This window comes from Hydrogenophaga taeniospiralis (assembly GCF_020510445.1).
Taxonomy (GTDB): Bacteria; Pseudomonadota; Gammaproteobacteria; order Burkholderiales; family Burkholderiaceae_C; genus Hydrogenophaga.
The window spans coordinates 1,195,599-1,217,371 of record NZ_JAHBAG010000001.1; the positions used below are offsets into that span (position 1 = coordinate 1,195,599).

Annotated in this window: 22 protein-coding genes and 1 pseudogene; 16 read left to right on the top strand and 7 right to left on the bottom strand. The window is 69.9% G+C overall.

Going from position 1 to position 21,773, the window contains the following annotated elements:
* The first annotated feature begins 17 nt into the window (after positions 1-17).
* From purE to KIH07_RS05955, 3 genes are all read left to right on the top strand, one after another.
* Positions 18-509, top strand: a complete 492-nt coding sequence (purE, locus tag KIH07_RS05945; protein ID WP_226491088.1) for a 5-(carboxyamino)imidazole ribonucleotide mutase — start codon at positions 18-20, stop codon at positions 507-509.
* A 4-nt stretch (positions 510-513) separates the two neighbouring features.
* Positions 514-1,737: a 5-(carboxyamino)imidazole ribonucleotide synthase gene (locus KIH07_RS05950; RefSeq protein WP_226491089.1), complete on the top strand. Its 1,224-nt coding sequence runs from the start codon at positions 514-516 to the stop codon at positions 1,735-1,737.
* Positions 1,738-1,941: 204 nt separating this feature from the next.
* A complete protein-coding gene (locus tag KIH07_RS05955; protein WP_226491090.1) occupies positions 1,942-2,955 on the top strand; it encodes an L-threonylcarbamoyladenylate synthase in 1,014 nt (337 codons plus the stop codon).
* Between the two features lie 137 nt (positions 2,956-3,092).
* On the opposite strand, the gene dacB is transcribed toward KIH07_RS05955, so the two are convergent.
* Positions 3,093-4,643 (bottom strand): D-alanyl-D-alanine carboxypeptidase/D-alanyl-D-alanine-endopeptidase, encoded by a 1,551-nt coding sequence (gene dacB, locus KIH07_RS05960; protein ID WP_226491091.1) that lies wholly within the window; start codon positions 4,641-4,643, stop codon positions 3,093-3,095.
* Positions 4,644-4,783: 140 nt separating this feature from the next.
* Here dacB and tsaB point away from each other — a divergent pair, with 140 nt between their 5' ends.
* The 4 genes from tsaB to KIH07_RS05980 all read left to right on the top strand — a co-directional run bounded on the left by tsaB (position 4,784) and on the right by KIH07_RS05980 (position 8,183).
* Complete coding sequence (tsaB, locus tag KIH07_RS05965; protein ID WP_413465706.1) at positions 4,784-5,650, top strand: tRNA (adenosine(37)-N6)-threonylcarbamoyltransferase complex dimerization subunit type 1 TsaB; 867 nt, start codon at positions 4,784-4,786, stop codon at positions 5,648-5,650.
* Between the two features lie 11 nt (positions 5,651-5,661).
* Positions 5,662-6,276, top strand: a complete 615-nt coding sequence (gene rimI, locus KIH07_RS05970; RefSeq protein WP_413465707.1) for a ribosomal protein S18-alanine N-acetyltransferase — start codon at positions 5,662-5,664, stop codon at positions 6,274-6,276.
* Positions 6,273-7,166 carry a uracil-DNA glycosylase gene (locus KIH07_RS05975; protein ID WP_226491092.1) on the top strand — a complete coding sequence of 298 codons (894 nt, stop codon included), beginning with the start codon at positions 6,273-6,275 and terminating at the stop codon, positions 7,164-7,166. The genes rimI and KIH07_RS05975 overlap by 4 nt, the downstream gene beginning before the upstream one ends.
* 153 nt (positions 7,167-7,319) lie before the next feature.
* Positions 7,320-8,183: a PEP-CTERM/exosortase system-associated acyltransferase gene (locus KIH07_RS05980; RefSeq protein WP_226491093.1), complete on the top strand. Its 864-nt coding sequence runs from the start codon at positions 7,320-7,322 to the stop codon at positions 8,181-8,183.
* On the opposite strand, the gene KIH07_RS05985 is transcribed toward KIH07_RS05980, so the two are convergent.
* On the bottom strand, positions 8,131-9,018 hold the full coding sequence (locus KIH07_RS05985; RefSeq protein ID WP_226491094.1) for a DMT family transporter: 888 nt from the start codon (positions 9,016-9,018) through the stop codon (positions 8,131-8,133). The genes KIH07_RS05980 and KIH07_RS05985 overlap by 53 nt on opposite strands.
* Before the next feature lie 152 nt (positions 9,019-9,170).
* On the opposite strand from KIH07_RS05985, the gene pyrF reads away from it, so the two are divergent.
* A complete protein-coding gene (pyrF, locus tag KIH07_RS05990; protein ID WP_226491095.1) occupies positions 9,171-10,010 on the top strand; it encodes an orotidine-5'-phosphate decarboxylase in 840 nt (279 codons plus the stop codon).
* Positions 10,011-10,116: 106 nt separating this feature from the next.
* Here pyrF and KIH07_RS05995 read toward each other — a convergent pair whose 3' ends face one another.
* From KIH07_RS05995 to KIH07_RS06005, 3 genes are all read right to left on the bottom strand, one after another.
* The gene (locus KIH07_RS05995) at positions 10,117-11,175 is read right to left on the bottom strand and encodes an XdhC family protein (RefSeq protein ID WP_226491096.1); all 1,059 of its coding nucleotides are present in this window, start codon (positions 11,173-11,175) and stop codon (positions 10,117-10,119) included.
* A gap of 103 nt (positions 11,176-11,278) precedes the next feature.
* Positions 11,279-11,740 (bottom strand): (2Fe-2S)-binding protein, encoded by a 462-nt coding sequence (locus KIH07_RS06000; protein WP_226491097.1) that lies wholly within the window; start codon positions 11,738-11,740, stop codon positions 11,279-11,281.
* A gap of 14 nt (positions 11,741-11,754) precedes the next feature.
* Positions 11,755-14,034, bottom strand: a complete 2,280-nt coding sequence (locus KIH07_RS06005) for a xanthine dehydrogenase family protein molybdopterin-binding subunit (RefSeq protein WP_226491098.1) — start codon at positions 14,032-14,034, stop codon at positions 11,755-11,757.
* A gap of 189 nt (positions 14,035-14,223) precedes the next feature.
* Here KIH07_RS06005 and KIH07_RS06010 point away from each other — a divergent pair, with 189 nt between their 5' ends.
* The 8 genes and pseudogenes from KIH07_RS06010 to KIH07_RS06045 all read left to right on the top strand — a co-directional run bounded on the left by KIH07_RS06010 (position 14,224) and on the right by KIH07_RS06045 (position 19,641).
* Entirely contained in the window at positions 14,224-14,889 is a 666-nt protein-coding gene (locus tag KIH07_RS06010) for a TetR/AcrR family transcriptional regulator (RefSeq protein ID WP_226491099.1), read from the top strand.
* Positions 14,890-14,898: 9 nt separating this feature from the next.
* Positions 14,899-15,093 (top strand): hypothetical protein, encoded by a 195-nt coding sequence (locus KIH07_RS06015; protein WP_226491100.1) that lies wholly within the window; start codon positions 14,899-14,901, stop codon positions 15,091-15,093.
* 62 nt (positions 15,094-15,155) lie between these two features.
* Positions 15,156-15,500, top strand: a complete 345-nt coding sequence (locus KIH07_RS06020; protein ID WP_226491101.1) for a hypothetical protein — start codon at positions 15,156-15,158, stop codon at positions 15,498-15,500.
* Between the two features lie 16 nt (positions 15,501-15,516).
* Positions 15,517-15,885 (top strand): annotated as a pseudogene (locus tag KIH07_RS25530) (zeta toxin family protein); the annotation flags it as partial.
* Positions 15,833-16,189 carry a hypothetical protein gene (locus KIH07_RS06030; protein WP_226491102.1) on the top strand — a complete coding sequence of 119 codons (357 nt, stop codon included), beginning with the start codon at positions 15,833-15,835 and terminating at the stop codon, positions 16,187-16,189. The pseudogene KIH07_RS25530 and the gene KIH07_RS06030, both read left to right, overlap by 53 nt.
* Positions 16,186-18,225: a hypothetical protein gene (locus KIH07_RS06035; protein WP_226491103.1), complete on the top strand. Its 2,040-nt coding sequence runs from the start codon at positions 16,186-16,188 to the stop codon at positions 18,223-18,225. The genes KIH07_RS06030 and KIH07_RS06035 overlap by 4 nt, the downstream gene beginning before the upstream one ends.
* Before the next feature lie 73 nt (positions 18,226-18,298).
* On the top strand, positions 18,299-19,027 hold the full coding sequence (locus tag KIH07_RS06040; RefSeq protein WP_226491104.1) for a glutathione S-transferase family protein: 729 nt from the start codon (positions 18,299-18,301) through the stop codon (positions 19,025-19,027).
* Positions 19,024-19,641 (top strand): glutathione S-transferase family protein, encoded by a 618-nt coding sequence (locus tag KIH07_RS06045; protein ID WP_226491105.1) that lies wholly within the window; start codon positions 19,024-19,026, stop codon positions 19,639-19,641. Before KIH07_RS06040 ends, KIH07_RS06045 begins: the two co-directional genes overlap by 4 nt.
* Before the next feature lie 11 nt (positions 19,642-19,652).
* Here the strand turns inward: KIH07_RS06045 and KIH07_RS06050 are convergent, their stop codons facing one another.
* Positions 19,653-20,099, bottom strand: coding sequence for an acyl-CoA thioesterase (locus KIH07_RS06050; RefSeq protein WP_226491106.1), 447 nt, complete (start codon positions 20,097-20,099; stop codon positions 19,653-19,655).
* A 94-nt stretch (positions 20,100-20,193) separates the two neighbouring features.
* Positions 20,194-21,747, bottom strand: coding sequence for a CYTH and CHAD domain-containing protein (locus KIH07_RS06055; protein WP_226491107.1), 1,554 nt, complete (start codon positions 21,745-21,747; stop codon positions 20,194-20,196).
* Positions 21,748-21,773: the final 26 nt, after the last annotated feature.

The following is a 21,773-nucleotide window of genomic DNA, read 5'->3' on the forward strand; positions in this document are numbered from 1 at the left end:
CGACACAAGGCAACCCAATGAATCCCATTCAAGTGGGCGTGGTCATGGGCTCCAGCAGCGACTGGGACACCATGCAACACGCCGTGCAGATCCTCAAGGACTTCGGCATCGCACACGAGGCGCGGGTGGTTTCGGCGCACCGCATGCCCGACGACATGTTCGCCTACGCCGAAGCCGCCGTCGGCCGCGGCCTCAAGGCCATCATCGCGGGCGCGGGCGGTGCGGCGCACCTGCCGGGCATGATCGCGGCCAAGACGGTGGTGCCGGTGCTGGGCGTGCCGGTGATGTCCAAGGCGCTGTCGGGCGTCGATTCGCTGCACAGCATCGTTCAGATGCCCAAGGGCGTGCCGGTGGCCACCTTTGCCATCGGCCCCGCCGGCGCGGCGAACGCGGCGCTGTTCGCCGTGGCCCTGCTGGCGAACGTTGACCCGGCCCTGCGCGCCCAACTCGAAGCCTTCCGCGCCGCGCAGACCGAGGCGGCCCGCCACATGACCCTTCCCACGGAATGACCCCATGAGTCTCAAGCCCTTGCTTCCCGGCGCCCTGTCCGACCGCGGCCAGCAGATGACCCTGGGCGTCATGGGCGGTGGCCAGTTGGGCCGCATGTTCGTGCAGGCCGCGCAGGCCATGGGCTATTTCACGGCGGTGCTGGACCCGGACCCCGCCAGCCCGGCCGGGCTGATCAGCCACTACCACATACAGACCCCGTACGACGACGAGCAGGGCCTGGCGCAGCTGATGCAGCGCTGCGACGCCATCACCACCGAGTTCGAGAACGTGCCCGCGCCCGCGCTGCTCACGCTCGGCGCGCACCGGCCGGTGGCGCCGTCGGCCGCCTGCGTGGCCGTGGCGCAGGACCGCATCGAGGAAAAAGCGCATTTCGTGGCCTGCGGCCCGATCAGCGGTGTCTACCCCGCGCCCTACGCGGCCGTTGAAACGCCCGAGTTGCTGGCGGCGGTGCCGGCCAATCTGCTGCCCGGCATCCTGAAAACCGCCCGCCTGGGTTACGACGGCAAGGGCCAGATCCGCGTGAAGAGCCGCGAAGAGTTGGCCGCCGCCTGGGAGCAGCTGGGCCGCGTGCCCTGCGTGCTGGAAAAGCTGATGCCGCTGCAAAGCGAGTGTTCGGTGCTGGTGGCGCGCGGCGCCGACGGCCAGGTGGTGAGTTTCCCGGTGCAGGCCAACACGCACCACGACGGCATCCTGGCCATCACGGAGGTGTACGAGGGCGCCGTGCCGGCCGAGCTGGCCGCGCGCGCGCAGGCCAGCACGGTCGCCATTGCCAACCACCTGCATTACGTGGGCGTGCTCTGCGTGGAGTACTTCGTGGTGGACGACGGCGCGGGCGGCTCGGACCTGATCGTCAACGAAATGGCACCGCGCCCACACAACAGCGGCCACTACACGCAGAACGCCTGCGACATCTCGCAGTTCGAGGCGCAGGTGCGCGCGCTGGCCGGCCTGCCGCTGCCCACACCGCGCCAGCACAGCCCGGCCATCATGGTCAACCTGCTGGGCGACCTCTGGTTCAACGCCAACGGCGTGCGCGCCCAGGCCAGCGAGCAGCCGGTGTCGCCGCCCTGGGCCCAGGTGCTGGCGCTGCCCGGCACCCACCTGCACCTCTACGGCAAGCTCAGCGCGCGCCCGGGCCGCAAGATGGGCCACCTGAACATCACCGCGCCCACGGTGGCGCAGGCGCGCGAGACGGCGGCGCGGGTGCTGGCCCTGCTGGGACTATGACCCTCCCGACGCGCCTGCGGCGCGCCTTGCAGGCCGCAGCATCGCCAGAGTCGATGCCTCTTCGGGCTGTCCAAGCCTGCGCGGGCAGGCTTGGAGCCGCAGCCCTCAGCCCCCCAGGGGGCCGCACTGGCGGCCCGGCAAAGCCGGTTCCGCGGTGCGCCGGGTTTGGGGCATTTCTCCCATGATGATGTTGCTGATGCGCCCATGTCTCTCGTTCTGAACGCCCAAGATCCGGCGGCCATCGGGTCCGCTGCCCGGCGCCTGGCAGCGGGTTCGCTGGTGGGGCTGCCGACCGAAACCGTCTACGGCCTGGCGGCCGACGCCGACAACGCCAGCGCGGTGCACCGCATTTTTGAAGCCAAGGGCCGCCCGAGCGACCACCCGCTGATCGTGCACCTCGCGCCGGGCGCGGGGCCGCAGGGCTGGCGCGCCGGGGTGGACCACTACGCGAGCGAGGTGCCGGCGTTTGCGCTGGCGCTGATGCAGGCGTTCTGGCCCGGTCCGCTCACGCTCATCCTGCCGCGCCGGCCCGAGGTGGCGGCGGTGGCCGCGGGGGGGCAGGATTCGGTGGGCCTGCGCTGCCCGGCGCACCCGGTGGCCCAGGCGCTGCTGACGGCCGCGGTCGCCCAGGGCGTGCACGGCGTGGCCGCGCCCAGCGCCAACCGCTTTGGCCGCGTCAGCCCCACCACGGCGCAGCACGTGGCCGAAGAGTTCGCCGGGCTGTCCGACGACGCGCTGCTGATCCTGGACGGCGGCGCCTGCCCGGTCGGCATCGAGTCCACCATCGTGGACTGCACGCGTGGCCACCCGGTGCTGCTGCGCCCCGGCATGATCACGCCGGACCGGCTCGAAGCGGCCTGTGGCCAGCCGCTGCGCGCGCGCGACGAGGCCGCGCCGCGCGCCTCGGGCACGCTCGAATCGCACTACGCGCCACGCGCCCAGGTGCGCCTGATGAGCGCGCAGCAGTTGCAGGCCGCCCTGGACCTGCTCGGCGCCGACGCGAAAAACATCGCGGTCTACGCGCGCCAGGCGGTCCGCACGGTGGCGGCGGTGCCGCGGCGGCGCATGCCCGATGACGCCGCGCGCTGCGCGCAGGAGCTGTTCGCCGTGCTGCGCGAACTCGACGCTACCGGCGTGCGCCTGATCTGGGTCGAGACGCCCCCGGACGACGCCGCGTGGGATGGCGTGCGCGACCGGCTGCAGCGCGCCGCGGCCTGAGCCCGTCGGAGGACCACCGGAGCGCGATCCCGATGCGTGAAGCGGTGCAGCCCAGGGCACCGCCGGGCCGGCTTTGCCGGACGGCCAGTGCCGCCCCCTTGAGGGGGTAGCGCGAAGCGCTGCGGGGGTGGTTCGCTTCAATCCGCCTGCGAGGCCGTCCACTCCACCAGCGCTTCGAGCGCCGGGCGCGCGGCCGGCGCGTTGGGGTGGTTGATGAAGCCGACCACCGCGTAGCGCGTGCCGTTGACCGCATTGACGTAGCCGGCCACCCCCATCACGTCGCGCAGGGTGCCGGTCTTGAGCCAGGCGTTGCCGCGCGCTGCGCTGAGCGGGTCTTGCGCCATGCGGGCGGCCGTGCCATTGACGCCGGCGATGGACAGCGACTGCACGAAGCGCTCGCCCTGCGGGTGGCGCGCGGCGTGGCGCAGCAGGCCCACCAGCGCATCGGCGGTGATGCGCTCGTCGCGCGACAGGCCCGAGCCGTTGTGCAGCACCGGGGGCTCGTGGCGCGGCCCGAAGGTGCGCCGCCACCAGGCCGCGATCACCTCGCGCGAGCGCTCGAAGCGGCCCGGGCGCATCAGGGCCAGCCGGTCGGCCAGCGCGCTCTCGCTCATCACCTGGGTGGGCGAGAGCCGGCCCAGGGTGAGGAAGACCTGCTGCGCCATCACGTTGTTGCTCCACTGGTTGACGTCGGTGATGATGTCCGACAGCGGCAGCGAGCGCGCGTCGTGCAGCAGGCGTGCGCCGGGTGGCGTGGGGCCGGTGCGCACCTGGCCGGTGAGCGCGCCGCCGCTGGCGCGCCACAGGCCTTCCAGGGCGCGCGCGGCGTAGCTGGCGGGGTCCTGGTAGGCCACGGGCCAGCTGCGTTCGCCGCAATCCAGCGGATAACGGCCGCCGAAACGGATGGTGTTGGCGTCGTCGAAACGCGCCAGCAGGCCCAGGCGCCAGTCGCCGCAGCCGCCGCCGGAGAGCGGCACGGTGGTGTCGACGGCCAGGCCCGCCAGCGGCGGCTCGCTGCGCACCCAGGCCACGCCTGCGGCCGGGTCGGGCAAGAAGCTCAGGATCACCGACTTGAAGTTCACCAGCAGGGCGTCGGGCGAGGCGTTGTACGGGCGCAGGGCCTCGCCGTCGAACGCGCCGGGGTCGCTCTCGGGCAGCTCGAAGTCGCTGTGGTCGAGCACCATGTCGCCCAGGACCACGCGCACGCCCTGGTCCTGCAGGGCCACGAAGGCGTCCTGGATGCGTTCGAGCACCAGCTTGGGGTCGCCGCCGCCGCGCACGTACAGGTTGCCGCGCAACACGCCTTCGCTGACCTCGCCGTCGGTGAAAAAGCGCGTGTTCCAGGTGAAATCCGGGCCCAGCAGGTCGATCGCCGCGTAGGTGGTGACCAGCTTCATCACCGAAGCCGGGTTGACCGAGGCCTCGGCGCGGTGGCGCAGCCGCTCGGGGCCGGGCGGCGCGACCGGCACCACCAGCGCCGAGAGCGCATCGGCCGGCACACCGGCGCGCGCCAGCGCCGCCGACACGCCGGGGGGCAGCCCGTTCTTTGACGGGACCGGCAGCTGGGCGCAGGCGGGCAGGGTCAGCGCCCCCAGCAGGACGAGCGCGGTGCGCGCGAGGGCGCGGCGCACACGGCGCCAGTGGGGCGGGAAAGAGAGCAACACAGCGGGCAGCAGGGCGGCGGACATGGGGGTTTTCATTATGGGACGGCGGCCCGCGCCGCTGGCGCCCTGCGGTGAAAAGAGGCGGCCCTTGCCGGGCACGGGCGGTCTGCGGGCATGCCGCGCGGCGGCCAGGCCGGCCCCCCGGGGTGGCCGATAATGCCCGGATGTCTTTGTCCCCCGCCAGCCTCGACCCGGCCACCCGCTCCCCGTTGCGGTTGCTGGCCCTGGAAACCAGCACCGACACCCTGTCGGTGGCGGTGGGTCCGGGCACGCCCGAGCGGCCGGTCCGCCCGCACACCGGCCCGGGCGGCGCGCAGGCCTCGGCCACGCTGCTGCCGGTGGTGCAGACCCTGCTGGCCCAGGCAGGCTGGGCGCTGCACGAACTCGACGCGCTGGTGTTTGGCCGCGGTCCGGGCTCGTTCACCGGCCTGCGCACGGCCTGTGCCGTGGCCCAGGGCCTGGCCTACGGCGCCCGGGGCGCGGGCCGCGCCGGTGGCATCCCGGTGCTGCCGGTGGACACGCTGCACGCCCTGGCCGAGGAAGCGCGCTGGCAGCGCGAGCAGGCCGGGCAGGCGCTGCCGGGCGTGATCGTGGCCCTGCTCGACGCCCGCATGGACGAGATGTACGTGGCGCTGTACGCCTGCGGGCCGCAGGGCCTGGCGATCGCGCCGCTGCAGCCGCCGCGCCTGTGCGCACCGGCCGAGCTGGGCGGGTACCTGCGGCAGAGCCTGCCGCCGGCGCTCTCGCTGGAGGCGGGCGACTGCCTGCTGGCCGGCAATGTGTTCGAGGCCTACGGCGCGCAGTTCAGCGATCTGCCCGGCGCACGCCAGCGCGCGCTGCCCACGGCCAGCGCCTTGCTGCGCCTGGCCCCGGCGCTGCTGGCCGCCGGACATGCCGTGGCCGCGCAGGACGCGCTGCCGCTCTACGTGCGCGACAAGGTGGCGCAGACCACGGCCGAGCGTGAGCAGCTGCGGCTGGACCACCTGGCCCGGCTGGCCGCGCCCACACCCACCGATCCCCTGGGCGCCTGATGGGGGCTGGCATGGCGCAATCACCCGAACCCGGCACGACCCAGGACGCGTCCCGCGTGCCCGTGTGGACCCCGGCCGACTGGCCGCGCGCCGATGCCACCGCCGCGCGCCGCATCGCCTTCGTGCCCATGGCCGAGGCCGATCTGGACGCGGTGCACGCGGTGGAAAAGCTGGCCTACACCCACCCCTGGACGCGCAAGCACCTGGCCGACTCGCTGGCCTCGGGCTACCCGGCGGTGATGCTGCTGAGCGAGGCGCTGCCCGGCGAGACGGCCAGCCCCGGGCGCAGCGACGGCCGCGTGCTGCTGGGCTACCTCGTGGCCATGCCCGGGGTGGACGAAGTGCACCTGCTCAACATCACCGTCGCGCCGACCCACCAGCGCCAGGGCTGGGCGCGCTTCATGCTCGACGCGCTGGTGCTGTGGTCGCGCGGGCAGGGCGCGCAATGGCTCTGGCTGGAGGTGCGGCAGGGCAACGTGCCCGCGCGTGCGCTCTACGAAAGCTACGGTTTCACCCAGGTCGGCCTGCGCCGCGGCTACTACCCGGCGGGCCATTTCCAGCGCGAAGACGCGGTGGTGATGAGCCTGAGCCTGGCGGCCCGCGGCAACGGTGGGGAGGCCCCATGACGGACACCTCGTTCGTGCCCCAGCTCGACGCGCGCCAGCGCGCCATGCTGGCCGAGATGGGCGTGCGTGTCTGGGCCCCCAAACCCCCGCCCGCGGTGACCGCCGAGCCGCCGGCGGTGGCGCCACCCGTGGCCGCTCCGGCCCGGGCCGCCGCGCCCGCGACCCCGCCGCCCACCGCCGCCGCACCCGTGGCGGCGCCCGCCGCCAGCCGCGCGCCGGCAACGCCCGCGGCCCGGCCGGTGCCGGCACCCGCTGCCGCGCCGCTCGCCGCCGCCGCGCCCCTGGGCCCCCGGCCGGCCGGGATCGACACCATGGACTGGCCGGCGCTGCAGGCCGCCGTGGCCGGCTGCGAAGCCTGCGGCCTGTGCCGCAGCCGCAAGAACACTGTGTTCGGCGTGGGCGACACCCAGGCCGACTGGATGGTGATCGGCGAAGCGCCGGGCGAAAACGAAGACCTGCAGGGCGAGCCCTTCGTGGGCGCGGCCGGCCAGCTGCTCGACAACATGCTGCGCGCCGTGGGCCGCAGCCGCAGCGGGTCGGGGCAACAGGCGGCCTACATCGCCAATGTGCTCAAGTGCCGCCCGCCGGCCAACCGCAACCCGCAGCCGCAGGAAGTGGCGCAGTGCGAGCCCTACCTGGCGCGCCAGGTGGCGCTGGTCCAGCCCAAGGTCATCATCGCCATGGGCCGTTTCGCGGTGCAGTCGCTGCTGCAGACCAGCGAGCCCATCGGCCGCCTGCGTGGTCAGGTGCACCGTTACCAGGGCGTGCCGGTGATCGTCACCTACCACCCGGCCTACCTGCTGCGCACCCCCGGCGACAAGGGCAAGGCCTGGGCCGACCTGTGCCTGGCGATGGAGACCGTCGCCGCCGAGTCCGGCGGGCAGCCCTGAGCGGCAGGGTTCGCCGCGGCATTGCAAGCGCTGGCAGGGTGCCGACCCGACGGGTGCTGGCAGGCGTGACACTTAAAAACGCGGCTTTTCGCGTTTTCCGGTCATTCCACCATGCACACATCGCCCTTGTCCTCCCCGGGGCCGAGCCCCCGGATGTCCCGTGGGTCAGCCCACCTCCCCACCCTTGAATCCACCCCGCCCGCCCGCCGAGACGAACCGCTGGACCTGGCCAGCGCCTTTCTGGCCTGCCTGCGACCCGAGATCGCGCGCACCGAGCCCCAGCGGCGCGAGGTCCACCGGCTGCGCCACCAGGTGTATTGCGAGGAACTGCGGTTCGAGCCCCTGCGGCCCGACGGGCAGGAGACCGATCCGTTCGACCCGCAGTCGGTCCATGGCATGGTGCGTCACCGGCGCTCCGGCGTGCTCGCCGGCACCGTGCGCCTCGTGGGCAAGCGCCATGCCGGCGAGCAGTTGCCGATGGAGGCGCATTGCGCCCCCGGGCTCACGCACGAGAGCCTGCTGCCGCGCCATTTCCCGCCCCACGAGGTCTGCGAAGTCTCGCGGCTGGCCGTGCCGGCCCGCTTTCGCCAACCGCGCGTCGAGCCGGCCGAAGGCGCCAGCGCCATCGGGCACATGGGTTTTTCGGCCGAGGAACTGCGCACCTTTCCCTACATCGCGGTCGGCCTGTATCTGTCGGCCATCGCCATGGCCCGCCACACCGGCCGCTTCCACATGTACGCGGTGATGGAGCCGCGCCTGGCGCGCGGGATGGGTTTCGCGGGCATCCGCTTCGAGCGCCTGGGCCCGGTCATCGAATACCACGGTCAGCGCGCGGCCTACCACCTCGACAGCCGCATCGCCCCGGAACGCCTCGCGCCCCCGTACCAGGACCTGCTGCAGCGCATCGATGCCCGGCTGTTCCCGGCCGTGGCCGCCCGCGAGGATGTGCCCGGGCTCTGGCCGTTCAGGGTCCCACCGTCCGCTGGGGCCACAGCACCGTCGCAATCGCCACCATGACCAGCGCCACGGCGGCCCAGTCCTGCCAGTGCAGCACCTCGCCCAGCCACCAGGCGCCGCTGAACACGCCCAGCACCGGGATGAACATGACCGACAGCGAGGAGGCGATCGGGGGCAGGTCGCGCGCCAGCATCAGCCAGGCCACCTGGGCAAACGCGAACACACCGACGGCGTTGTAGACGATGGCGCCCCACACCGGCAGCGTGGGCCAGGCCCAGGCGTCGCGCTCGAACAGCAGCGCCAGCAGGCTCATCCACAGCGTGGTGAACACGGTCATCCAGAAACAGATCGCCAGCGTGGGGTGCGGGATGCGGGTGCGCCGCATCAGCTGCGTGCCCAGCGCCCAGGTGGCCGCGGCCACCAGCATCATGGCCACGCCCAGCGGCTTGCCCGAGAGCGTGCTCAGCTCGTGCCAGAGCAGCAGCACCACGCCCAGCGCCGCGGCCGCCACGCCGCCCCAGGCCCGGTGGGGCAGGCGCTGGCCGAACCAGGCCGCGCCGATCAGCGCCGAAAACACCGGCATGGTGTAGCCCAGGATCGCCGCCCGCCCGCTCGACAGCGTCTGGATCGCCAGGATCGCCAGCGTGTGCCAGAAGAACATGTTGAACACGGTGAGCCAGCCCAGCTCACGCCAGTGTTCGCGCCCGATCACGAACGGCACCCGCCGCGCCACCAGGAACAGCGCCAACACCGGCAGGCCCAGCCACATGCACAGCGAGCGAAAGCTCAGCGCGGGAAAACCCGTCACGCCGAACTTCATGATCGGCCAGTTGATGCCCCAGACCAGGGTGAGCAGGGCGAGAATGGCCAGTTGCCGGCGTGAGAGGGCTTGCATGGGGCGTGATCTTAGGCGGAGGGGCCTTTGTAGGCGGAGCGTGGGGGCGAGCGAGCCGGTGCCGGGCCGCCCCAAGCCGGGTCAGCCCCCTCGGGGGGCAGCGACCCGCGCAGCGGCGGAGCGTGGGGGCCAGTCTCCTAAAATCAGTGCCCATGACCTTCCTCGACATGCTCGGCGCGGCAGAGCGCCAGAACCAGTCCCTGCTCTGCGTTGGCCTGGACCCGGACCCGGCCAGGTTCCCCGCCGGCATGAAGGGCGACGCCAGCCGCATCTACGACTTCTGCGCCGCCATCGTCGAGGCCACGGCCGACACCGCGATCGCCTTCAAGCCGCAGATCGCCTACTTCGCCGCCCACCGCGCCGAGGACCAGCTTGAACGCCTGATGGCGCACATGAAGCGCATCGCGCCCCAGGTGCCGGTGATCCTGGACGCCAAGCGCGGCGACATCGGCAGCACGGCCGAGCAGTACGCCATCGAGGCCTTCGAGCGCTACGGCGCCGACGCGGTCACGCTCTCGCCCTTCATGGGCTTCGACTCGGTGCAGCCCTACCTGAAGTACCACGGCAAGGGCGCCTTCCTGCTCTGCCGCACCTCCAACCCCGGTGGCGACGACCTGCAGAACCAGCGCCTGGCGTCGGTGGACGGCCAGCCGCGGCTGTACGAACACATCGCGCGCCTGGCCCAGGGGCCGTGGAACCTCAACGGCCAGCTCGGCCTGGTGGTGGGCGCCACCTATCCCGAAGAAATCGAGCGCGTGCGCGAACTCGCGCCCACGCTGCCGCTGCTGATCCCCGGCGTGGGCGCGCAGGGCGGCGACGCCGTGGCCACCATCCGCGCCGGTTATCGCCGGCAGGGCGACGCGACCACCGGCCCGGTCATCGTCAACAGCTCGCGCGCCATTCTCTACGCCTCCAGCGGTGACGACTTCGCCGCCGCCGCGCGCACCGAAGCCCTGCGCACGCGCGAGGTGCTGAACGCCGCCCAGGGCTGAGCCGCTGAGCCGGGGGCGGCCTGCGCCCCATGATCGAAGACGCCAAGGCGGGGGCGGATTCTGGTGCCGATTCCAGACAGATTCGACCTGCCTTTTCGCTGGGCCGTCAGGTCGGCCCCGTTGAAGCATGGCCAGTGAGTGCATTTTTGGCGCTGGCCACATCCATGTCGCGGGAAAGTGGTACGCCGTTTTTTACCGCCAGCACCTCCGCCATGATGCTCACGGCAATCTCCGGTGGCGTCTTGCTGCCGATGTAGATGCCAATGGGGCCGCGCAGCCGCGCCAGACTTTGCGGAGTTTGTTCGAAGTGTTCGATCAAGCGCGTGTGGCGGGCCTCGTTGTTGCGCCGCGAGCCGATGGCCCCCACGTAGAAGGCCTCGGTGTCCAGCGCCTCCAGCAGAGCAAGGTCGTCGAGCTTCGGGTCGTGCGTGAGTGCGATCAGGCAGCTGCGGCGGTCGAACTTGAAGTCGCGCACCACGTCGTCCGGCATTCCGGTCAGCAGGCTGACGCCAGGCACCGACCAGGAAGCGCGGTACTCCTCGCGCGGGTCGCATACGGTGACCTTGAAGCCACTGAAGAGTGCCATTGTGGCGAGGTATTCGGTGAGTTGGCCTGCGCCGATCAGCAGCATGCGGTACTCGGGGCCGAAAGTGTTGAAAAGCACTTTGCCATCGTCAACCAGTGGCAAGGGCGAGGTGACCGCACGCAACTCCACCCGGCCGCTGACCATCTCCATGCACCGCTGGACCATGTGGCCATCGGTCAGAGATTGCACCAGCCCCAGCAGAGATGCCGGATCGGGGTTGTACTCCAGCACCAGTTCCAGCGTGCCGCCACACGGCAGACCGAAGCGGTGGGCTTCATCGGCGCTCACGCCGTACTTGACCCGCTGTGGCTTGCTGTCCGGAATCTCGTGCGTGATGCCCGTCTCGCTCGTGCTGGCTTCGACCTGCTGGCCTCGGCTGTAGCGGTAAATCAGATCGTCTTCAATGCAGCCGCCCGAGACCGAGCCCACCAACAAGCCACTCTCGCACAGCGCCATGATGGACCCGACCGGGCGCGGGGACGAACCCCAGGTGCGTACCACCGTGGCAAGCAGGGCGCGCTGCCCTTGGGCACGCCAGCCATGCAGCGTGCGAAGGACGGTGACGTCGAGGTTTTCCATGTCGCATTCCGTTGGATGGCCGCAGCACCGAGCCGGTTTGATCGTGGCGTCGCTTGTCCTGCGATGGTGTTCCGTCGTCGAGTGTCGGCTTCCGACGGTCAGCTCAGGCGGCCGCCCGCATCTCCGCGGCTTTGTGGATGGCCGCGCGGATGCGCGGGTAGGTGCCGCAGCGGCAGATGTTGCCGGCCATGGCCGCGTCGATGTCCGCGTCGGTCGGCTTGGGGTTTTGCTTCAGCAACGCAGCAGCAGCCATCAGCTGCCCGCTCTGGCAGTAGCCGCACTGCACCACATCGACATCGACCCACGCAGCCTTCAGCACGGCCACCTGCGGCCCGGACAGCCCTTCGATCGTGGTCACCTCGCGCGGGCCGACGGCCGAGATCGGCGTGACGCAGGATCGCGTCGGCTCGCCGTCGACGTGCACCGTGCACGCGCCGCACAGCGCCATGCCGCAACCGAACTTGGTACCGGTCAGCTGCAGCTCGCCACGCAACACCCACAGCAGGGGTGTGTCGGGCTCGGCCTGCACTTCAACGGGTTTGCGATTGATCGTCAACGTGGTCATCGGGCTTCTCCGGGTCAGGTCAGTTTCAGCGGCAGGCTGCGCAGCCGCTGGCCAGTGATGGTGAACAGGGCATTCGCCACCGCCGGGGCAATCGGCGGCGTGCCGGGTTCGCCGACCCCTTCGGGGTTCTCGTTGCTGGCGATGATCTCTGTCTCGATCACCGGGCATTCGTCGAACCGCAGCACCGGGTTGTTGTGGAAGTTGGTCTGCTGGACCTGGCCCTTCTCGATGCGCACTTCGTCGTTCAGCGCGGCCGACAAGCCGTAGACGATGCCACTTTCCATCTGCTGGCGGACCAGGTTCGGGTTGATGGCGATGCCGCAGTCGATCACGCAGACGACGCGGTGGACGCGAATGCGCTTGTCGGTGGACACCGACACTTCGGCCACCTGCGCCACGATGGAGCCGAAAGACTGGTGCAAGGCCACGCCACGGGCACGCTTGCTGCCGTCGGCCGCTGCAGGCAAGGGCTTGTCCCAGCCGGACAACTCGGCGGCGCGCTTCAGCACCTTCAGGTGCCTGGGGTGTTTCGCCAGGAGCGCGGCGCGCAAGGCCACCGGGTCGCGCCCGGCGGCATGGGCCACTTCGTCGAGGAAGCTTTCCTTGAAGAACGCGTGGTGCGAATGCCCGACCGAACGCCAGAAGCCCACGGGAATGGGCAGTTCGAACACCTCGTGGCCAATGCGCGCGGCGGGCCATTCGTAGGGCTGGTCGAAGGCGCCTTCCGAGGTGGTTCGGTCGGGTAGCGCGCTGCCCACGCCGATCATGCGCTCGATGATCTGCGGCATGATGGCCTGGCCGGCCGACGTGTTCACCCAGCCCAGCAGCTGGCCCGACGCATCGAGGCCGGCCTGGAAACGCGCTACGCAAGCCGGGCGGTAGAAGTCGTGCGTCATGTCCTGCTCGCGCGACCAGATGGTCTGCACCGGCGCGCCACCGGCCTCGCGGGCGATGGCCGCGGCCTGCGCGACCACGTCGACTTCGCAGCGCCGGCCGAAGCCACCGCCGAGCAACTGCATCTGCACGTCGACCTGTTCGGGCGCGAGGCCCAGCACCTTGGCCACCGCGTGGCGTGCCATGTCAGGTACCTGCGTGGCCGCCCACACGGTGGCACGGCCGTCCTTGAACTGCACGGTGCAGTTCATCGGCTCCATGGTTGCGTGGGCCAGGTACGGCGCGCGGTATTCGGCCTTGATCGTCTTCGCGGCGCTCTTCAGCGCGGCATCGACGTCACCATGCTGGTAGAAGCTGAAGCCATCGTCCGTGTCCAGCGATTGCGCCAGCCGCCGATAGATCACGTCGGTGGACAACTGGGCGGTCGCGCCATGGTCCCATTCGATGCGCACCGCCTTGACGGCGCGCATCGCGTGGTACGGCGTGTCGGCAATCACCGCGACGCCGCCGGTGCTGCCGTAGAGGCCAGGCACCGCGAGCACCTTCTTCACGCCGGGCAGCTTCTGCGCGTCGGCGGCATCGAAGCTGGCGACGTGGCCGCCGAGCGTCGGACACATCTCGATGCTGGCGTACTGCATGCCGGGCGGCAGCACGTCGATGCCGAAGCGCGCGCTGCCGTCCATCTTGGACGCCGCCTCCAGGCGCTTGCGCGGCTGGCCGATCAGCTTGAAGGTCTTGGGGTCCTTCAGCACCACCGATTCAGGCAAGGGCTGGCTCGCGGCGGCGGCCGCCAGCTCGCCGAACGAAGCGCTCTTGCCCGACGGGTGCAGCACGCGGCCCGCCTCGGCACGGCACTCGCCGGCCGGCACCTGCCACTGCCCGGCCGCAGCGGCCACCAGCATCGCGCGCGCCGACGCCCCGGCCTGGCGCATCGGCAGCCACAGGTCCCGCATGCTGGAGGACGCGCCGGTGAGCATCAGGCCGAACTCGCGCATCGCCTTGCCGGTGACTCGCCCGGCGATGGCCTTCATCGTGCCGTGGTCATCGGGGTGGAAGGGCAGGCTTTCGATCATCCCGGCAATGTTCTGGTAGATCTTGTCGATCGGCGCGCGTTCGACGCGGACCTGCGCCCAGTCGGCGTCCAGCTCCTCGGCCAGCACCATCGCCAGGCCGGTGTAGATGCCCTGGCCCATCTCGGCCTTGCACATCACGATGCCGACCGTGTTGTCTGCGCCGATCTTGACCCAGCCGTTCAGCGCCGACTGGCCCGGGCCGACCGGCAGCGGATCGGACGTGACCAGGCGCGGCTTGGGCGGCAACGCCGTCCAGCCCACCATCAGGGCGCCGAGCGCTCCGGCCACCCCAGCACCGCTGAGTAGGACTGTTCTGCGGGTTACCATGATCACTCTCCTGTTGCGCGGCGTGCGCACGTTCTTCGTCAGTGGGATGCAGTGGAACTCTTTCAGCCAATCGCAAGCTGGATGCCGTGTCGAATTGCTTGCCGTGCTGGCGCCATTAAGAGACCGATAGTCTGCAATATAGCAGACTATCGGTCTCTTGAGGAGATCAACGTTCCCTGACACATCCTTATGAGCAACCCATCACCGTATCTGCGCGCGCGTTCTCCCGAGCAGAAGGAGGAGCGTCGGCGCCATCTGCTCGATACCGCGAAGTTCCTGCTGCTTCAGATGCCCGACGTGCACGCACTGGGCATCAACGAACTGGCGCGGCAGGCGCAGATGACCAAGTCAAACGTCTACCGATACTTCGAGAGCAGCGAAGCCGTCCTGCTTGAGGTGCTTGTTGAGGAGTTCATGGCCTGGCGCAGCGAGCTGGTCAAGGCGCTGAACCGAGGGGGCAAGCGCAGAGGGACCATCGAACACATTGCCTGGGCGTTCACCACCACCTGGGTCGCCCGCCCGCTGCTGTGCAGACTCACCAGCATCTTCCCTTCCATCCTTGAGCGCAACGTCTCCACCGAACGCGTGGTCCAGTTCAAACAAGGCTTGCTGGCCGTGCGCCAGGAGACCGCGATCGACTTCCATCGCTGCATTCCAAGCATCCCGGCCTCGACCTTCGATAGATTCATCCACCTCGCCCTGCCACTGCTCATCGGTCTATGGCCGCTGGCAAGCCCTGGGGAAGTCTCTGCTGTGGTGATTGCACGCCCCGACCTGGCACCGCTGCGATACCGATTCGAGCAGGATCTGGAAGAGGGGATGCTGATGCTGTTGCGCAGTCTTTCCCGGGGATAGCGCATTCGAATGGCTCGTTTTCTTGATGAGGACGGTGAGCTCGAACGGTTTCCAGACCTGCACGGCGTCTTTTTGGGCGCCGACCAGAAGGCGGCTGCTGCCAGGCTGCCGTCGGCGGCCGGCGTGCTGGGCACGGTCTACGACGCCAGGAACCAGGTCGACGCCGCCATCGATACCGCGATGCCGGAGATCCACATGGGCTGAGCGGGTGGTGTGCGAACATCTCGTCCTGTCATTCACAACGAGCATTTTCCAGGGACATCGACATGACCAACTCCACCGAACACCCACCCGTACCCAAGGTGCTGCAGGAGGCACTCAAGGACTATCCAGAGCTGCTTGCCAAGCTGGAGGAAGGACTCAAGACCGTTGGCCGCTCGCCGGACATGAGCAAGATGCAACGGAGTGACCAGCTGGAACGGGCTTTCTGGTTGCTTGAAGGTGACATGGACGGTTTCGTCGAGCGCGCAAATGACGAGCTGGCCTCTGCTGAGGCTTCCGGCGATGCCGACAAGGGCGCTGAAGTGCGAAAGAAGCTGCACCTTCTGCGGTTGCACCGACGTGATGGTGGCGACGAACTGATGAGGTTCTTCAGCTGGGGTCAGGACTGAGGGAGCGGGCCATGGGAAAGGTGGGCTGGCCCGCACAACGCTGTCAGAGATGGGCGGGAATGCGGCCGTGATCGATCCGGACGATCTGCGCAGCGCTCATCCCGACGCACGCAACCTGCGCGACCATAAGCCATACATCTGGTCTGGAGAGACGCACAGCGATGCCGGTCGCTGGGCGCAGGAGCTTCGGGCCGACGCAGTGGCCCAGCGCAAGAACCTCGTGCTGGACACGACCATGCCTCGCGCCCGCGAATGGCTGGCGTGGGGACAGCGGGTGATGTGCGAACATTCCGCGCTGTCACCCACTCCAACCGTTTCCCAGGGAAGCCACCATGACCCAAAAAATCGACACCGTCCGACTGAAGGCCGCCGCCGAGCGCCTTGAATGGGTATGCCAACAGTACCCGAACGAAGAGCGCGTGCAACATGTGTTGAAGGTCATGCAACCCATGATCGACGACGCCAAGGCGGGTCGCATTCTGGAGCCGATACCGGACAGGTTCAAGCTGCCGTTTCGCTGGGCGATGTCGTCTGAAGGTCTGTTTCGCGACTTCGCGGATCCTGACGTCGAGGGTGCCTATGTGGACTTCGGCATCGAACTGGAGGGCGGTCTGTCAGAGCAAGAAAAGCGAATCCTTGCCGACATGGAGGCCCAGCGGGCAGCGATTCCGAAAGGCACTCAATCATGAGTGACCCTGGTCTGACTCCCGATGAACTCAAACGGCCATACGACGAGAAGACCCTCAAGGAAGCACGGACCTTTGAGACCCAGGGCGTCAACCGGCAGGCGGCCCTGGACTATCTGGAAACGCCCGAAGGAAAGTTGTATCGGCAGCGGCTCCTCGAAGCATCTCCCGACACACCGCTGAACAAACTCAACGACCGGGCCATCGACCAGATCACCTCCGGCCGCGAGCTCCCCCGCATGGAGACCCTCCACGAGCCTCTGGTCAAGATCGTCCCCAAAGGCCAGCAGCCTTCGCCGTATTCTCCGTTCTGGGCCAAGGAAGCCGACCTCGACGCTGCGATCAAGGAAGGCCGAAACCTCTCCCAGCACTTCGCCCTGCCGGTCGCCAGCGAATCGCCCCAGTACGACGTCTACAAGATCACCCCGAAAGCGCCCACCGAGGTCTTCGTCAACACCGTGGCGCCGACCAGTGAGCTGGACGGCCAGGTGACGAAATCCGGTGGCGCACGCCAGTACCTCACACCCAACCGCAACCTGTACGAACCGCACGAATTCGTGCGAAGCGTCGACAACCACCTGCACCTCCCCACCAAAGGACGGGCCGTGCGCCCCACGGTCAAGGCCGCCGGCGTGCTGGGCACGGCCTACGGCGCCTACGACGCGAAGAACCAGATCGACGCCGCCATCGACACCGCGCGCTCCAACCGCGAGCAGTGGGTGCGTGGCGGCGAAGAGGCGGCGAACCAGACCGTCAAGACAGCGGTGACCGGCACGGCCGCCACGCTCGGTGCGATTCCCGGTGCGGCCGGCGGCGCACTCACCAGCCCGGTGACGGGGCCGGTCGGTCCGGTGGCGGGCGGCCTGCTCACCGGTGGCGCGGCCGCCGTCGGTGCCGAGAAGCTGTACGAAGACTCGCGCCTGCAGCAGTGGAGCAAGGTCCTCGGGCGCGAGGTGGGCCAGTTGGGTTACGACCACGTGTCCCGGGAAGGCCGCCTGCTGCGCCAAGTCAACGGCCTGAAGGAGGAGCTGCAGCACACCACCGACCCGGCTGAGCGCGCGCGCCTGCAGACCCGGCTGGATTCGACCTGCGCCGCTTTCGGCAATGAGGCCGAGCGCAACGGCCGCTATTTCGAGGGTCGGGCCGGCATCGACCAGGGCTGGGAAGCGATGCATGCGCGTTTCCCCAAGGTCGACAAGGACGATGTCAGCGACGCGCTGGCCAGGCACATCGACGCTGGCAAGCCGCCCGCCGATGCGGTGCGCGGCGCCTACAGTGATGCGGTGCACGAAAAGTACCCACGCGCCCTGCCGCACCAGCCGCTGGAAAACTACCGGGCACTGAGCAGCGAGCAGCTGGCCGACAAACACCGCCAGTACGTGGGCGAGGTCGGCCAGGGCCGCAAGGAGGTGATGGCGCTGGCGGCCAACCGGGATTCGCACAACAACCTCGATCAGGGCTGGCCCAGATCGCTGGCGCAACAGCGCCAGGCGGGCCGGGTGCAGGAAGGCCTGAACGAGCTCTGGCGCGACACCGGCCACCTGGGCGCGATCCGAGAGGCCCACAAGGAACGCGGGCTGATGCCGCCCGAACTGCCGGCCGAGCTGCGCCCGGACGCGCGCTCTCGGGACCCGCAGGCGGCGGCACCGATACGCTCGGGCCAGCTCCCGCTCACGCCCGGGCAGGCGCGGCACCGTCAACTGGCCATGGACCAGCTCGGGCCAGGTCTGCACGAACGCGGCCTGGACGCCGACGGTATCGACCGCGTCAGCGCCGCCGCCGTGAGCCATGCCCAGGCCCATGCGCACCGAGGCGAGGTGCGTTCCTTTCACCTGAGCAAGGACGGGGAGCGCGTCGCGGTGGTGCAGGAACATGCGCCGATCAGCGAGTTCGGCGTGCGGCAGGCACAGGCGCAGCCCGCGGAACAGCATCTCGCGCACGCGCACCAGGCGGCCCATGTCCAGGCGCAGGAAGCGACCCGTGCCGCCGAGGCACCTTCCGCGCCCACACACGCGGCGCCCGAACGCGCGATGGCCTGAGGTTTCTCGCGTTGGTGACAGCCAACCGATGCGGCCGTCCCTACCATGGGGTGTTCCAACCAGGAAATACCGCATGATCGACTTGTATACCGCCGCCACGCCCAACGGGCACAAGGTGTCCATCGCGCTCGAAGAGCTGGGCCTGCCCTACACGCTGCGGGTGCTGGACCTGGCGCGGAGCGAACAGAAGGCACCCGCATTCCTGGCCATCAACCCCAACGGCCGCATCCCCGCCATCGTGGACCGCGAGGCCGACGATTTCGCGGTGTTTGAATCGGGCGCCATCCTCATCTACCTGGCCGAAAAGACCGGCCGGCTCATGCCCGCAGACGCCAAAGGCCGCTCGCGCGTGCTGCAGTGGCTGATGTTCCAGATGGGCGGCATCGGCCCGATGATGGGCCAGGCCAATGTGTTTTTCCGCTATTTTCCCGAGAAGATCCCGGCCGTGATTGACCGCTACCAGGGTGAGAGCAAGCGCCTGTTCCGCGTGCTCGACGGCCAGTTGAAAGACCACGAGTACCTGGCGGGCGACTACTCCGTCGCCGACATCGCCAACTGGGCCTGGGTGCGCACGCACCGCTGGTCGGGCGTGGACATGGACGACCTGCCGCACCTGCGGCGTTGGCGCGACGCGATCCGGGCGCGCCCGGCGGTGCAGCGTGGCATCGAACAGCCGTCGTCCAGGGTGGACCTCACGCGCGACGGCGACGCGGGCGCGCAGCGTTTCGCCGAAGACGCGCGCCGCATGGTGGAGATGGGGCAGAGCCTGGGCCCCGCCCCGGCGCGCGGAGGCGCCGCATGAAGCTCTACGTGTCGCCGCGAGCACCCAACCCCCGGCGCGTGCTCATGTTCCTGGTGGAAAAGAACATCAACGGGCTCGATCTGGTCAACGTGGACCTCAACGCGCTGGAGCACCAGAGCGAGCAGTACCGCCGCAAGAGCCCGCTGGCGCGCGTGCCCGCGCTGGAACTGGACGACGGACGGATGCTGACCGAAACCCGCGCCATCTGCACCTACATGGAGGGGCTCCACCCCGAGCCCAACCTGATGGGCGCGGACGCCACCGAGCGCGCCTTCATCGAAATGGCCGACCGGCGGGTGGAGTGGTATTTCATGCTGCCGATCGCCAACTGCGTGCGCCATACCCACCCGGGGCTGGCACCGCTGGAGCAGCCGCAGTTCCCCGAGTTCGGCCAGTCACAAGGCCAGAAGCTGAGCGACACCGCCGCCTGGCTCGATGGTGAGCTGCAGCGCCAGCCCTGGGTGGCCGGTGAGCGCTTCACCATCGCCGACATCACGGCCTTCTGTGCGCTGGAGTTCGCGAAGCTGATGCGCTTCCACGCGGGCCAACAGGGCTTTGCCGCCTTGCAGGCCTGGCGCGACCGGATGGCGGCACGCCCCAGCGCCCTGGCTTGACAAAGGTTCACCTATTCCAGGGGGGCCGGGCGCGTGCTCTCGAACTGGGCGCGGGCGCTGCTGGCCAGCGCCATTTCACCGGGGGTTTCGGGGGTCCAGCTGTTGACCAGCATGGGCCGGCCCTCGGTGTCCAGCGCGATCATCACCACCAGGCATTCCGCGATCTTCTCCATGCGGCCGTCGGTCACGTCGCCGCCGCGCACCTCCACGCCGATGTTCATGTTGGTTTCGCCGGTGAAGGCCAGGCGGGCGCGCACTTCCACCATGTCACCGAGTTTCAGGATTCGCTGAAACCGGATGCTGCTGACGTAGACCGTGCGGCAGCGGCCGCGCGACCAGGCGGTGGCGCAGGCGTGGCCGGCGTCGTCGATCCACTTCATCACGGTGCCGCCGTGCACATCGCCGCCGGGGCCGACGGCGCTCTGTTCAACCAGAAAACGCAAGGTGGTGGACGACATGAGAGCTTCCTTGTGTCACAGGGTGAAGGCCCCATTGTGGGCCGCCAGTGAGGCGTTTGCCAAGCTTTCGGCCGACCGGGGGGCGGAACCGGTCTTACCCCCAGGGCGTGGGGGTGTTCATCAGCGTTCGCTCCAGGTGCGGCAGGGCGCGCAGGCCCTCGCGCAGGCGGGTCTGTACCCGGTCGAGCAGGTCGTTTGCCACCGGGAGTGGGCAGGAGCCCAGCAGGGTCTGTGCCGTGCTCAGGTCGTTGAGCGAACCCAGCAGCTCCTGGGCTTCGGTCAGGGTCGCGGTGCTGCGCCGCAGCCGCTTGGCGGGCAGCAGGCTGGTCAGGAACTCCTGGGCGTAGCGCAGCTTTTTCAGCTGGATGCGCAGCGCATGCCGGCCTTCGCTGCCCTGGCGCAGGGCCTGGCGGGCCTGCCGCCGCAGCCGCGCGTGCCGCTGGCGCAGGGTGCTGCGCGCCCAGCCCGGCAAGGGACGCGCCGCCCGCTGGGGCGCCGGGGGCGCCAGCGCCAGCAGCGCGCGGGTGAAGGCGAGCAGGTTCAGCGCGTGGGCCGGGTCGGTGAGGGTGGCCATGGCCCGCTGGTGGGCGGCGCGGCGCTCGGTGTCGACCCAGTCGCGCAGGGCCGGAATTTGGGGGTCGGTCCCGGCGTCTTTCGCATCCTGCAGCAGCTCGGGCAGCCATTCGGTGGCGAACACGTCCCAGTTGCGCGCGTCGCCCAGGCGGTTGGCGGTGGCCTTCCATTGCTCGCCCCAGTGGCTGGCAAAGCGGCGCGGCAGGGTCGGGCCGAACAGCCGCAGTCCGGTGCGCAGCCGGCGCAGCGCCACCCGGGCCTGGTGGACGAACTCCGGGTCGGGCGGGGTCTGCGGGTCGCGCGCCTGCAGCAGCCCGGCCACATTGGCCTGCAGGTGGGCCAGGCAGCTCAGGGCCGCCGCACGGAAAGCGGCGCGGGGGTGCATGTCGGGCGCCAGCAGCACCGGGCCGGCCTTGACCGGCTGCTGGCGCTGCCCCTGGAACAGCGCCAGACCGCGCTCGGCCTTGCTGCGGTCCGAGGGGTGCAGCCACAGGCCGCGCGCGGCGTCGCCCTCGGGGCCCAGCGCCAGGGTGTGCGCCAGATCGAGCAGCGCGTCCACCGGGCCGCTCTTGAGTTCGAGCTCCAGCTCCAGGATCGGCTCGCTCTGCGTGCCCCGGGGCGTGCTGGGCGTGTGGCCGGTGGTGATGGCCCCTTCGTCGAGCGCCACCTCGATCAGGGCCTCGCCCTGGCGCAGCAGCCAGCTGCGGCGCGTGAAGTCGGTGCGGAACACCGGAACCAACTGCCAGGCCAGGCGGCTGAGCTCCTGCGCCAGGGCCGGGTCGTCCACCAGCGCCGCGAAGTCGAACGCGCCAGCTCGGGTCGGGCCCTCCCATTCGCCGCGCCGCGACAGCCCGCCCACCGATGAGCCTGCGGTCTTCACGGTGAGCAGCGTGCGCCGGCCCACGCGCCGTTCGCGCACCGCGATGCGCCGTTGCAACAGTGCCTGCGTGGGGGTGTCGAAATAGGTGTTGAACAGGCGTTCGCGCCGCGCGGTCTGGGCCAGCAGCGGGTGCGCCAGCAGGCGCGGCAGCTCGTGTGGCCGCAGCGCGAGCTTGAGTTCGGTTTCCAGTGCCATGGCTCCGAGTGTGCCGCAATGGGGCA

Bases quoted from the DNA above. Each gene is read 5' to 3' on its own strand.
- rimI (WP_413465707.1), top strand. From the start codon at position 5,662: ATGGCGCAATCACCCGAACCCGGCACGACCCAGGACGCGTCCCGCGTG.
- KIH07_RS05995 (WP_226491096.1), bottom strand. From the start codon at position 11,175: ATGGAAAACCTCGACGTCACCGTCCTTCGCACGCTGCATGGCTGGCGT.
- purE (WP_226491088.1), top strand. From the start codon at position 18: ATGAATCCCATTCAAGTGGGCGTGGTCATGGGCTCCAGCAGCGACTGG.
- KIH07_RS06015 (WP_226491100.1), top strand. From the start codon at position 14,899: ATGGCTCGTTTTCTTGATGAGGACGGTGAGCTCGAACGGTTTCCAGAC.
- tsaB (WP_413465706.1), top strand. From the start codon at position 4,784: ATGTCTTTGTCCCCCGCCAGCCTCGACCCGGCCACCCGCTCCCCGTTG.
- KIH07_RS06000 (WP_226491097.1), bottom strand. From the start codon at position 11,740: ATGACCACGTTGACGATCAATCGCAAACCCGTTGAAGTGCAGGCCGAG.
- KIH07_RS06020 (WP_226491101.1), top strand. From the start codon at position 15,156: ATGACCAACTCCACCGAACACCCACCCGTACCCAAGGTGCTGCAGGAG.
- KIH07_RS05985 (WP_226491094.1), bottom strand. From the start codon at position 9,018: ATGCAAGCCCTCTCACGCCGGCAACTGGCCATTCTCGCCCTGCTCACC.
- KIH07_RS06055 (WP_226491107.1), bottom strand. From the start codon at position 21,747: ATGGCACTGGAAACCGAACTCAAGCTCGCGCTGCGGCCACACGAGCTG.
- KIH07_RS05950 (WP_226491089.1), top strand. From the start codon at position 514: ATGAGTCTCAAGCCCTTGCTTCCCGGCGCCCTGTCCGACCGCGGCCAG.
- KIH07_RS06035 (WP_226491103.1), top strand. From the start codon at position 16,186: ATGAGTGACCCTGGTCTGACTCCCGATGAACTCAAACGGCCATACGAC.
- KIH07_RS05975 (WP_226491092.1), top strand. From the start codon at position 6,273: ATGACGGACACCTCGTTCGTGCCCCAGCTCGACGCGCGCCAGCGCGCC.
- dacB (WP_226491091.1), bottom strand. From the start codon at position 4,643: ATGTCCGCCGCCCTGCTGCCCGCTGTGTTGCTCTCTTTCCCGCCCCAC.
- KIH07_RS06030 (WP_226491102.1), top strand. From the start codon at position 15,833: ATGACCCAAAAAATCGACACCGTCCGACTGAAGGCCGCCGCCGAGCGC.
- KIH07_RS06050 (WP_226491106.1), bottom strand. From the start codon at position 20,099: ATGTCGTCCACCACCTTGCGTTTTCTGGTTGAACAGAGCGCCGTCGGC.
- KIH07_RS06040 (WP_226491104.1), top strand. From the start codon at position 18,299: ATGATCGACTTGTATACCGCCGCCACGCCCAACGGGCACAAGGTGTCC.
- pyrF (WP_226491095.1), top strand. From the start codon at position 9,171: ATGACCTTCCTCGACATGCTCGGCGCGGCAGAGCGCCAGAACCAGTCC.
- KIH07_RS06045 (WP_226491105.1), top strand. From the start codon at position 19,024: ATGAAGCTCTACGTGTCGCCGCGAGCACCCAACCCCCGGCGCGTGCTC.
- KIH07_RS06010 (WP_226491099.1), top strand. From the start codon at position 14,224: ATGAGCAACCCATCACCGTATCTGCGCGCGCGTTCTCCCGAGCAGAAG.
- KIH07_RS06005 (WP_226491098.1), bottom strand. From the start codon at position 14,034: ATGGTAACCCGCAGAACAGTCCTACTCAGCGGTGCTGGGGTGGCCGGA.
- KIH07_RS05980 (WP_226491093.1), top strand. From the start codon at position 7,320: ATGTCCCGTGGGTCAGCCCACCTCCCCACCCTTGAATCCACCCCGCCC.
- KIH07_RS05955 (WP_226491090.1), top strand. From the start codon at position 1,942: ATGTCTCTCGTTCTGAACGCCCAAGATCCGGCGGCCATCGGGTCCGCT.